8 protein-coding genes are annotated in these 11,333 nt (G+C 67.7%); 3 read left to right on the forward strand and 5 right to left on the reverse strand.

Translation table 11 applies throughout. From position 1 onward, the window contains the following. Positions 1–5: 5 nt before the first annotated feature. The 3 genes from cydB to hisC form a co-directional block, all read right to left on the reverse strand. Positions 6–1,010 carry a cytochrome d ubiquinol oxidase subunit II gene (gene cydB, locus AC067N_RS15450; protein ID WP_478679369.1) on the reverse strand — a complete coding sequence of 335 codons (1,005 nt, stop codon included), beginning with the start codon at positions 1,008–1,010 and terminating at the stop codon, positions 6–8. Positions 1,011–1,030: 20 nt separating this feature from the next. Next, positions 1,031–2,539 (reverse strand): cytochrome ubiquinol oxidase subunit I, encoded by a 1,509-nt coding sequence (locus AC067N_RS15455; RefSeq protein WP_478679370.1) that lies wholly within the window; start codon positions 2,537–2,539, stop codon positions 1,031–1,033. A 260-nt stretch (positions 2,540–2,799) separates the two neighbouring features. Next, complete coding sequence (gene hisC / locus AC067N_RS15460) at positions 2,800–3,879, reverse strand: histidinol-phosphate transaminase (RefSeq protein ID WP_478679371.1); 1,080 nt, start codon at positions 3,877–3,879, stop codon at positions 2,800–2,802. Between the two features lie 400 nt (positions 3,880–4,279). Between hisC and AC067N_RS15465 the strand changes: the two genes are divergently transcribed. The 3 genes from AC067N_RS15465 (at position 4,280) to AC067N_RS15475 (ending at position 7,738) form a co-directional block, all read left to right on the forward strand. Continuing rightward, positions 4,280–5,392: a LacI family DNA-binding transcriptional regulator gene (locus tag AC067N_RS15465; protein ID WP_478679372.1), complete on the forward strand. Its 1,113-nt coding sequence runs from the start codon at positions 4,280–4,282 to the stop codon at positions 5,390–5,392. 201 nt (positions 5,393–5,593) lie between these two features. Then, positions 5,594–6,682 (forward strand): metallophosphoesterase, encoded by a 1,089-nt coding sequence (locus AC067N_RS15470; RefSeq protein WP_478679527.1) that lies wholly within the window; start codon positions 5,594–5,596, stop codon positions 6,680–6,682. Positions 6,683–6,865: 183 nt separating this feature from the next. Continuing rightward, positions 6,866–7,738, forward strand: coding sequence for a hypothetical protein (locus AC067N_RS15475; protein ID WP_478679373.1), 873 nt, complete (start codon positions 6,866–6,868; stop codon positions 7,736–7,738). Positions 7,739–8,004: 266 nt separating this feature from the next. Here AC067N_RS15475 and AC067N_RS15480 read toward each other — a convergent pair whose 3' ends face one another. Further along, on the reverse strand, positions 8,005–9,198 hold the full coding sequence (locus AC067N_RS15480; protein WP_478679374.1) for a DUF4241 domain-containing protein: 1,194 nt from the start codon (positions 9,196–9,198) through the stop codon (positions 8,005–8,007). A gap of 238 nt (positions 9,199–9,436) precedes the next feature. Beyond that, a complete protein-coding gene (gene thiC, locus AC067N_RS15485; RefSeq protein WP_478679375.1) occupies positions 9,437–11,281 on the reverse strand; it encodes a phosphomethylpyrimidine synthase ThiC in 1,845 nt (614 codons plus the stop codon). Positions 11,282–11,333: the final 52 nt, after the last annotated feature.

Here is an 11,333-nt window from a genome sequence, read left to right on the forward strand (position 1 = left end):
CAGGCTCAGTGCGCCGGCTCGGCGATGTGCTGCGTGCCGATCCGCTTGCGGAACACCCAGTACGTCCACCCCTGGTAGAGGATCACGATCGGCGTGGCGACCGCCGCGCACCACGTCATGATCTTCAGGGTGTACGGGCTCGACGAGGCGTTGGTGACCGTCAGGCTCCACTCCTCGTTCAGTGAGGACGGCATGACGTTGGGGAAGAGCGTCAGGAAGAGCATCGCGACGGCCGCCACGATGGTGAGCCCCGACAGAGCGAACGCCCAGCCTTCACGGCCCGCACCAGCGGTGACCAGCGCTGCCACGAGCGCGGCGACCGCCACGGCCATGGCGACCAGCGAGGCACCATCGCCCTTCTCGATCTGCGTCCAGAGGAGGAACAGCAGCGCCACCCCCGCGGTCACGGCTCCGACGCGAAGCGCCAGTTTCCGCGCCCTTTCCCGGATGTCTCCGACGGTCTTGAGCCCGACGAACACCGTCCCGTGGAAGGTGAACAGCGTCAGCGTGACCAGGCCGCCCAGCAGGGCGTACGGGTTCAGTAGATCGACGACGCTGCCCACGTACTCGAAGTCACGGTCGATCTCGACGCCGCGCACGATGTTGGCGAAGGCGACACCCCACAGGAAGGCGGGCAACAGCGAGGTCCAGAAGATCGCCGTCTCCCAGTTGCGCTGCCACTTCTCCTCGGGCCGCTTCGCCCGGTACTCGAAGGCGACACCGCGGATGATCAGGCAGACCAGGATGAGCAGCAGTGGCAGGTAGAAGCCGGAGAAGAGTGTGGCGTACCACTCGGGGAAAGCGGCGAAGGTCGCACCGCCGGCCGTGAGGAGCCATACCTCGTTGCCGTCCCAGACAGGTCCGATGGTGTTGATGAGGACCCGCTTCTCCGGCCGGTTCCGCGCCAGGAGCCTGGTGAGAACACCGACCCCGAAGTCGAAGCCCTCCAGGAAGAAGTAGCCGATCCACAGGACCGCGATGACGACGAACCAGACGTCGTGAAGTTCCATGACTGTGCAGCTCCCTCGGCCTAGTACGAGAAGGCCATCGGCTTGTCGGCGTCACGGGAGTCGCCGCCGATCTTCGTGGGCGGGTTGAGGTCGGCCTCCGTCAGCTCGGGCGGCCCGGCCTTGACGTACTTGGCGAGCAGCTTGACCTCGACGACGGCGAGGATCGCGTACAGGGCGGTGAAGACGATCATCGACATGAGGACCTCGCCCTGCGAGACACCGGGGGAGACCGCGTCACGGGTCCGCAGCACTCCGTAGACGGCCCATGGCTGGCGGCCCATCTCGGTGAAGATCCATCCCCAGGAGTTGGCGATGAGGGGGAAGCACAGGGTGAGGATCGCGATCCGCCAGTACCACTTGGTGAGGGTCGGGCCGAGGGCCTTGCCCGGCAGGAGAGACAGGCGCGGTACCTCGTCGTCGCCGACCCGCAGGTGCTGCGGGAGCAGGAACTTCTTCCGGGTCAGCCAGAGCCCGACGGCACCGAGGGCGAACGAGGCCATTCCGAAGCCGATCATCCAGCGGAAGCCCCAGTAGGCGACGGGGATGTTGGGCCGGTAGTCGCCGGGCCCGTACTTCTCCTGCTCGGCCTTGTTGACATCGTTGATGCCCGGTACGTACGAGCTGAAGTCGTCCTTGGCCAGGAAGGAGAGCAGACCCGGGATCTCGATGGCGACCTTGTTGTGGCCCTTGTCGACGTCACCGACGGCGAAGACCGAGAAGGGCGCGGGCGCCTCGCCGTCCCAGAGAGCCTCGGCGGCGGCCATCTTCATGGGCTGCTGCTGGTACATGACCTTGCCCAACAGGTCGCCGCTGATCGCGGTGAGCATGCCGCCGACGATCACGGTGACCAGGCCGAGCCGCAGCGAGGTCTTCATCACGGGGATGTGCTTCTTGCGGGCCAGGTGGAAGGCGGCGATGCCGACCATGAAGGCTCCGCCGGTGAGGAAGGCTGCCGAGAGGGTGTGGAAGACCTGGGTGAGCGCCGTGTTCTGGGTCAGTACCAACCAGAAGTCGGTGAGCTCGGCACGGCCCTTGGCCTCGTTGATGCGGTATCCAACGGGGTGCTGCATCCACGAGTTGGCCGCGAGAATGAAGTACGCCGAGAGGATCGTGCCGATGGAGACCATCCAGATGCAGGCCAGATGGATCTTCTGGGGCAGCTTGTCCCAGCCGAAGATCCACAGCCCGATGAAGGTGGACTCGAAGAAGAAGGCGATCAGCGCCTCGAAGGCGAGGGGGGCTCCGAAGACATCGCCCACGAAGCGAGAGTAGTCGGACCAGTTCATGCCGAACTGGAACTCCTGCACGATGCCCGTGACGACGCCCATCGCGATGTTGATCAGAAAGAGCTTGCCCCAGAACTTGGTGGCTTTGAGGTACTTCTCCTTCCCCGAGCGCACCCACGCGGTCTGCAGGCCGGCTGTGAGCGCGGCGAGCGAGATGGTGAGCGGGACGAAGAGGAAGTGGTAGACGGTCGTGATGCCGAACTGCCATCGCGCCAGTGTCTCCGGCGCCAGAGCGAGGTCCACGTCTTCTCCTTACATGCCGTGGCACTGCGGCAGCCTGCCCCGCCTGTTCCGTGCATAACGGGGCAACCGGGACGCGCTTGTGAAAGCGTTCACATTCACAAGCAATTATGCCGCATCCCTGTTCGCGCCTCGAGGGGTGGGGGGTCCCTAATCCCGGGCCAAAGGTCCCTCAGGGCAAACCTGCACGTCAGAGCAGCGATGGAACGTCGAAGGGCCCGAGGGGAAACCTCGGGCCCGCGTCCTTGACAGCCGCCGAAAGGCTAGAGCTCCTTGCGGAACTCCTCCGTCACCTTCAGGAAGATGTCGTTCGCCTCGTCCTCGCCGATCGTCACCCGGACGCCTTCGCCCGCGAAGGGCCGCACGACGACGCCGGCCCGCTCGCACGCGGCGGCGAAGTCGAGCGTCCGATCCCCCAGCCGCAGCCACACGAAGTTCGCCTGGGTGTCGGGCACCGTCCAGCCCTGACCGCGCAGTGACTCGACGACCCTGTTTCGCTCGCAAACCAGCGTGCCCACCCGTCCGAGAAGCTCGTCCTCGGCGCGCAGCGAGGCGACCGCGGCGTCCTGGGCGAGCTGGCTCACCCCGAACGGCACGGCCGTCTTGCGCAGAGCGGCCGCCACCGGTTCGTGGGCGATCGCGAAGCCCACCCGGAGCCCTGCGAGCCCGTACGCCTTGGAGAAGGTCCGCAGCACACACACATTCGACCGCTCACGGTAGAACTCGACGCCGTCCGGCACCTCGACATCACGCACGAACTCGCGGTACGCCTCGTCCAGCACCACCAGCACATCGCCGGGTACCCGGTCGAGGAACCGCGCCAGCTCGGCCCGGCGGACAGCCGTGCCCGTCGGGTTGTTGGGGTTGCAGACGAAAATCAACCGGGTTCGGTCGGTGATCGCGTCCGCCATCGCGTCCAGGTCGTGCACTTCGCCCGACGTCAGCGGCACCCGCACGGACGTCGCCCCGCTGATCTGCGTGATGATCGGATATGCCTCGAACGACCGCCAGGCGTAGATCACCTCGTCACCGGGCCCGGCGGTCGCCTGAAGCAGCTGCTGGGCGACGCCGACCGAGCCGGTGCCCGTGGCGAGGTGCGAGAGCGGCACCCCGAAGCGGTCGGACAGCTCGCCCATCAGCCCCGTGCACGCCATGTCGGGGTACCGGTTGAACGTCGAGGCAGCCCCGGTCACGCTCTCCAGCACACCGGGCAGCGGCGGGTAGGGGTTCTCGTTGGAGGACAGCTTGTATGCCACCGGGCCGCCCGCCGCGGCCGGCTTGCCGGGCTTGTAGGTGGGGATACCCTCCAGCTCGGCTCGCAGCTTCGGGCTCGTCTCGCTCACCGCAGTCCTCCTCGTCGACGTAATGCTCCTCACCTTAAGAGGATTCGGCGCGCCTGCGAATGGGCTGCGGGAAACCAGGTTCCGTCACTACCGCACCACCAGCATCACGGGCATCAGCGCACGAAGGTGTACGAATCAGGGGGCGCGCTGCTCACAAACGCACGCGCCGGTGGCTCGCGCCGTAGCGCGCATCACCCGTGCAGGTGAGTTGAGACCTCTTCGAAACATGAGCCACTTGGCAGGCTCATGCGTGCCGACAAGTAGCGTACTGATATCGGATCGCTCAACTCCCTTGCATTGAAAGGTAATTGGCTACTGTTGACCTTGCAGAAACGTCCCTGTCAACGGGTGCATATGCGTCCGCACTACCCCACCGCATGAGCCCTACTATCGGCTCGCCATGACAGCAGCAGGGAAGCACCAGGTGAGCCGGGCGGAAACTCCCCGCCGAGGCAGCCGGTCGGGCCGGGCGGGCATCCGAGACGTGGCCGCCGCCGCCGGGGTCTCCATCACGACCGTTTCCGACGCCCTCAACGGCAAGGGCCGGCTCCCGGACGCCACCCGACGCCATGTACGCGAGGTCGCCGACCGACTTGGCTACCGCCCCTCGGCGGCGGCCCGAACCCTGAGAACGGGCAAGTCCGGCCTCATCGGCCTGACCGTGACCACGTACGGGGATGAACCTTTCACCTTCACCGAGTTCGCGTACTTCGCGGAGATGGCGCGAGCGGCCACCTCGGCCGCGCTGGCCCGGGGCTACGCCCTGGTCATCCTGCCCGCGACCTCGCGCCACGACGTGTGGTCCAACGTCGCCCTGGACGGCACCGTGGTCATCGACCCGTCCGATCAGGACCCGGTGGTCGGGGAACTGGTCCGCCAGGGATTACCGGTGGTCTCCGACGGCCGCCCGGCCGGAGCACTGCCGGTCACCGCATGGGTCGACAACGACCACGAGGCCGCGGTCCTCGGCATCCTCGACCATCTCGCCGACGCCGGCGCCCGCCGGATCGGCCTGCTCACGGGCACGACGACGGACACGTACACCCATCTGTCCACGACCGCATACCTGCGTTGGTGCGAGCGCGTGGGCCAGGATCCGGTGTACGAGGCCTATCCGGCGCACGATCCGTGCGCGGGAGCCGTCGCCGCCGACCGGCTGCTGGCCCGGCCCGACCGCCCCGACGCGGTCTACGGCCTCTTCGACCCGAACGGCACGGACCTCCTCGCCGCGGCAAGGCGGTACGGCCTACGGGTCCCGGACGACCTGCTCCTCGTGTGCTGCAGCGAGTCCGCCGTGTACGCGAACACCGAGCCGCCGATCACCACGCTCTCGCTGAAGCCGCGCCGGATCGGCACAGCGGTGGTCCAGCTCCTCATCGACGCCATCGAGGGCGTCGAGTCGGACCAACCGGTTGAGCAGGTGATACCGACGGAGCTGATCGTGCGGACTTCGTCCGAGCGGCGTTCGCCACGCAGGACGGTCAGTCCGCCACGATCACCTGACGAGGGTTGACGCGCGAACGGGGGACCCGAACGCGGATCGGGCGGGGAGAGCCCCGCCCAATTCGGGAGAAAACCGCGGTGAAGCGGGGCCCCGCGCCATTTCACCACCCCTGGGTCATCACATGGCGCGATCCGCATTCCTATGATGGGCGGACGACACCGCGGGCCGCTGCGACCAGGCAGTCCGATGCGGTGCAGATGCGGCGCGATGGTGGTGGAGGGGTCGATGACTCAGGGGGCCGGTCAGGGACCCGAGGTGCGGACGCCGACGGTGCGCGATTTCCGTGTGCCGGCGTACGTCCACGAGGCCGGTCCGTACGGACACACCACGCAGCCCGGCCAGACGGGCGATCCCGACACCATGGAGTACCCCGAGGGGTACACCCCCACCCAGCGGGACCTTCCGGTGATCAACCGGGGTGACACGCTTCAGGTGACGATCGACCCGGAGGCCGCGGCGGCCGAGCAGTCCACCGCGGGGCCGGGCCCCCTGTTCGTCGTCGGCGACGTTCACGGCTACCTGGACGAGCTCATCGCCGCCCTGCGGGAGAAGGGCCTCGTCGACGCGGCGGGCAACTGGTCGGCGGGCACCGCCCGACTCTGGTTCCTCGGCGATTTCACCGACCGCGGCCCGGACGGCATCGGCGTCATCGATCTCGTGATGCGCCTGTCCGCCGAGGCCGCGGCGGCCGGCGGCTACTGCAAGGCCCTGATGGGCAACCACGAGCTGCTGCTGCTCGGCGCCAAGCGCTTCGGCGACACACCCGTCAACTCGGGCGCGGGCACCGCCACCTTCCAGGCCGCCTGGCTCCTCAACGGCGGCCAGAAGACCGACATGGACCGTCTCCAGGACCATCACCTGCAGTGGATGGCCCGGCTCGACGCCATGGAGGAGGTCGACGGCCACCTCCTGGTGCACTCAGACACCACCGCCTACCGCGACTACGGCGACTCCATCGAAGCGGTCAACGACACCATCCGCGAGACCATCACCCGCAACGATCCTGACGAGGTCTGGGACCTCTTCCGCAAGTTCACCCGGCGCTTCTCCTTCCGTGACGAGGGCGGTGCCGACGCCGTGCGCTCCCTGCTCGACCTCTACGGCGGCACACGCATCGTCCACGGCCACAGCCCGATCCCATATCTCCTGGGCGAGGTCGGCTCGGAGGACGGCGAGGACGGAGCGGGTCCCACGGTCGAGGGGCCGTACATCTACGCGGACGGTCTGGCCGTCGCCATGGACGGCGGCGTGACGATGGCCGGAAAGCTGCTGGTCCAGCAACTCCCGCTGCAGAGCTGATCCCGTGGCGGGCCGGCGCCCTCCGTCGAAAGAGTTCGCCGGCCAGGACCCAATTTCTTCAAACCCCCTGTCACCGCCCGCCGTCACCGCTCTACCATCGGCTTATCCGTAGCAGGCTCCCCTCCGTTTCTGCCCGACGGCTCGTCAGCATGCCGAGCCACAAGCCCTACGGAGCATCGGGGGATGCACATGAACAGCGTTCCGCAGCACCTGCTCAGTGAGGACCGCCAGGAGTACGAGCGGATCCTCGGCGAGGCGCTGCGCTCCGCACCGTACCGCCCGGAATTCGCCGCCGGCCTGCAGCGGCTCAACCCCGAACAACTGCGCACCATGGCTCTCAACGCCACGGCCGTCATCACGGCGGCCGCGACGGCCGAGTACGAGCACTACGTCAAGGTCCGCGACGAACTACGCAACCCGCCACCGACCCGACCCGCTACCGGAGGCACGGCGTCCGGCTCCTCCGAGCCCGACGGGACGGCGGTGGGACTCGTCACCGCCATGGGCGAGGTCGGCGAGGCCGCCGGAGCCGGCGCGGGTGCCGTCGCCGCCGTACTCGCCCCCGTCCTCGCCGGTACCGCCGCGGCGATCTTCCTGCTCGTCGGCTACATCATGAAGGTGCTCGATCCCGAGCGGGCGATCGCCGACACCCTGCTCACCACCGGATGGGTCTTCGGCGCGGTCACGGCGGCGGCGATCCTCGTGGCCGCGGTCGGCCTCCTGCTCACCGCCCTGCGCAACGGCTCCACCGCCCTGGCGGACCGTGGCGCACGCGACGAGCTGAACGAAGAGGTGGCCCGCGCCAAGGAGGCATGGCTTGACGCCCTCCTGCAGCGCGGCATCCTGCCCTTCCTCCGGGACGCCCTCGCCAACCCGGACCCCGCGGTGCTGGGCGAACAGGACCGGCCGACCCCGCCCGGCCGGATGCCGCACCTCGGCTACAACCGCCCCCACTTCACCAGCCCCGGCGGCGGCCCCTCAGGTTCCCGCCCCAGCTTCACCAGCCCGGATTTCAGCAGTCCGGACTTCGGCGGCCCGGAGCACCAGCCGGAGTGACGCGTCGGGACCGAGCCGCCGCCCGGTATCCACCGGGGTCGGCGGCCCCGGCCGGGGCACCTGTCATGAAGGCCACCGGCCGCGCTTGTGCGGTCGCCGACCGACACTGCCTGGCGCACCGACTCGAAGACTCCACGCGCCTGCGGGCCACACGCACGGGACGGCCCGTCGGCTCAACCGCCCCGGGCCGCGCAGCGGCGGCCCCCGGGCAAACACCCGTCGCAGCACAGGGCGGCACCCGAGCAGTCGGCGAGCGGTAGACAGATTCACAGGATTCGCAGGTCGGGGAGAAACCCGCACTCGACCACGACGGACACCAATTTTCCGGAGTCCGAGCGTCCCAGCCAGACCGGGCGCGTCCCGTCTGCACCGGTGCAAAACGAAACCAGATCACTGCCGGTCACGTCGTCAGAGGTCCGTACGGAGCCCTCAGCGAGGCTCTCTCCGGCGTCGTTCTGCTGACCCACCAGGTAGCGCCGGTACTTATGCGCAAGCACTTCCCAACCGGAGGAGTCGGCGAAGCAGCCTGCCGCGCGATCCGTGTCGAATCCGTAGATCTCGTCGTCCCGCAGCAGCCTGGCGTCTTCTCCCTCGGCGAGTGCCAACTCCCAGGAGACGGGCGGTTCAGCGTGCACCAGCAGGCGGATGGCGACTTGCTCCTCCACGGGAAACCGCTCGTCCTCGTATCGCCCCTCGTAGGAGATCACGGAGGCCTGCACCGGGTATTCAGCCTGCGGAATGCGCTCAGACAACTCCCGGCCGGCGGATTTCCCAGTCGTCAGAGGATCGGCAACGGTAAGCCTGCCGCTGGGGACACGCAACACTGCGATCTCTCGCACGGCGCCGACTGTCATCTCCGGTTCGAACCGCGTCGCAATGCGAGTGCCAGGCTCGAACAACTCGCGCAAGTGAGCCGGCCGGGCCGGGCTGGGTGGCGCCCAGGGGGACGGAGCGGCAGGCGCGCCTTCGCGTACGGCCTCGGCGGAGTCCTGATGGACAAAGTGCCGGCCATGCAGCGACGGCTGGGAACAAAGCGGATTCCGACTGGCCCGTACACCGAACTCCGCCCTGTCACGCCAGCGATCCTTTTCAGGAATGTCCGCGAGGGTGTGCAGCGACGAACCTCGGTCGCCCTCCGGTTCGGACACTTTGCGCCCCTGGCCACCAGGACGGAGATCCCACCTCGTGCGCCAGGCATCCTGTGCGAACTCCGCCTGTGCGGGAGAGCGGTAGCGCCACTCTGCCACGTGGCGAAGGAACAGCCGCCCGGGCTCGATCAATCGCCAGTCCATCTCCCGGATCCGGCGGCCTTGATCGTCGTATGCCCAGACGCCCACGTAGTGATCACCCCAAGCCACCAGGTGCACTTCGACCGGTGCGGACCGGTCTCCTTCTCGGTGGACCACCTCATACGGCTTCCCCGCACGGTCCAGGGCCTCGGCCTCGGAACGTGAGAGCACACCCAGAGGGGTACGCGAGGACAGATCCCATCCCCTCGCGTACGACATCACCACTGTCCGTCCCTCGCCGCCACCACAATGCCCTCCGCGCTTCCCAGGTCCCGGCCCCGGCCTTCGAGCGAACCGTAGCGGCCGCCTACGACAAACGGCCGGGGGGACCAGGGGCAGGGCAACTGCCACTACGGACGCGGGCGATGCTCATGGTCAGTCGTCAGTCGCGAGCACCGCCCGGGGACCGTCAGTCCGCAAGCGGCAGGTACACCCTGCTCCCCCTGGCCGCGAACTCCTTCGACTTCTGGAGCATCCCCTCGGCGATCTCCTCGGGAGAAGCCCCCTCGGCCGCGGCACCCCCGAACCGCTCTGTGATGCTTTGGCTGATCTTCATCGAGCAGAATTTCGGACCGCACATGGAGCAGAAGTGAGCCGTCTTGGCCGGCTCCGCGGGCAGCGTCTCGTCGTGGAACTCGCGAGCCGTGTCGGGGTCGAGGGCCAGGTTGAACTGGTCCTCCCAACGGAACTCGAAACGGGCGTCCGACAACGCGTCGTCCCACTCCTGTGCGCCCGGGTGTCCCTTGGCGAGGTCCGCCGCATGGGCCGCGATCTTGTAGGTGATGACGCCGGTCTTGACGTCGTCACGATTGGGCAGGCCCAGGTGCTCCTTGGGCGTGACATAGCAGAGCATCGCGGTGCCCCACCACGCGATCATCGCGGCGCCTATGCCCGAGGTGATGTGGTCGTACGCCGGTGCGACGTCGGTGGTCAGCGGACCGAGGGTATAGAACGGAGCTTCATCGCAGATCTCCTGCTGAAGGTCGATGTTCTCCTTGATCTTGTGCATCGGGACATGTCCCGGGCCCTCGATCATCGTCTGTACGTGGAAACGCTTCGCGATGCGGTTGAGTTCGCCGAGCGTGCGCAACTCCGCGAACTGCGCCTCGTCGTTGGCGTCCGCGATCGAGCCGGGCCGCAGACCGTCGCCGAGCGAGTACGTGACGTCGTACGCGGCGAGGATCTCGCACAGTTCCTCGAAGTTCTCGTAGAGGAACGATTCCTTGTGGTGCGCCAGGCACCAGGCGGCCATGATCGAGCCGCCGCGCGAGACGATACCGGTCTTGCGGTTGGCGGTGAGCGGTACATAGGCCAGGCGGACGCCGGCGTGGACCGTCATGTAGTCCACGCCCTGCTCGGCCTGCTCGATGACCGTGTCCTTGTAGATCTCCCAGGTCAGTTCCTCGGCCTTGCCGTCGACCTTCTCCAAGGCCTGGTAGAGCGGCACCGTGCCGATGGGAACGGGGGAGTTGCGCAGCACCCACTCACGGGTGGTGTGGATGTTCCGTCCGGTCGACAGGTCCATGACCGTGTCGGCGCCCCATCGGGTCGCCCAGGTCATTTTCTCCACCTCCTCCTCGATGGAGGAGGTGACCGCCGAGTTACCGATGTTGGCGTTGACCTTCACCAGGAACCGCTTGCCGATGATCATCGGCTCGATCTCCGGGTGGTTCACGTTCGCCGGAAGCACCGCCCGGCCCGCTGCGATCTCCTCGCGGACGACCTCGGGCGAGACGTTCTCGCGTACCGCCACGAACTCCATCTCGGGGGTGATCTCCCCGCGTCGCGCATACGCGAGTTGCGTCACCGCGCGGCCGTCGCGACTACGGCGCGGCTGACGTGGCCGGCCGGGGAACACCGCGTCAAGGTTGCGCAGTCCTCCGCGGGGCGACGTGTGCTTGATCCCGTCGTCCTCGGGGCGGACGGGACGGCCCGTGTACTCCTCGGTGTCACCCCGGGCGATGATCCAGTTCTCACGGAGAGGAGTGAGACCCCTCCTGACATCGGTCTCCGTGGTCGGGTCGGTGTACGGGCCGGAGGTGTCGTACAGGGTGACGGACCGGCCGTTGGTGAGATGCACCTGCCGGACCGGCACCCGTAGATCGGGGCGCGAGCCCTCGATGTACGCCTTGTGCCAGCCGACGGACTTGCCAGTTTCCACAGGCTGCTCACCCTGAGGATTTCCGCCCTGTTGTGAGGCATTTGCCACGTCTGTCCGACTGGAGGCAGACGTGCGTGTGTCCTCGATGGTCATGAGACCTACTCCCTACGCCGGCATTACCCGGTAACAGGTTCAGCGGTCGACG

It is taken from the genome of Streptomyces sp. NPDC042364 (assembly GCF_056437585.1).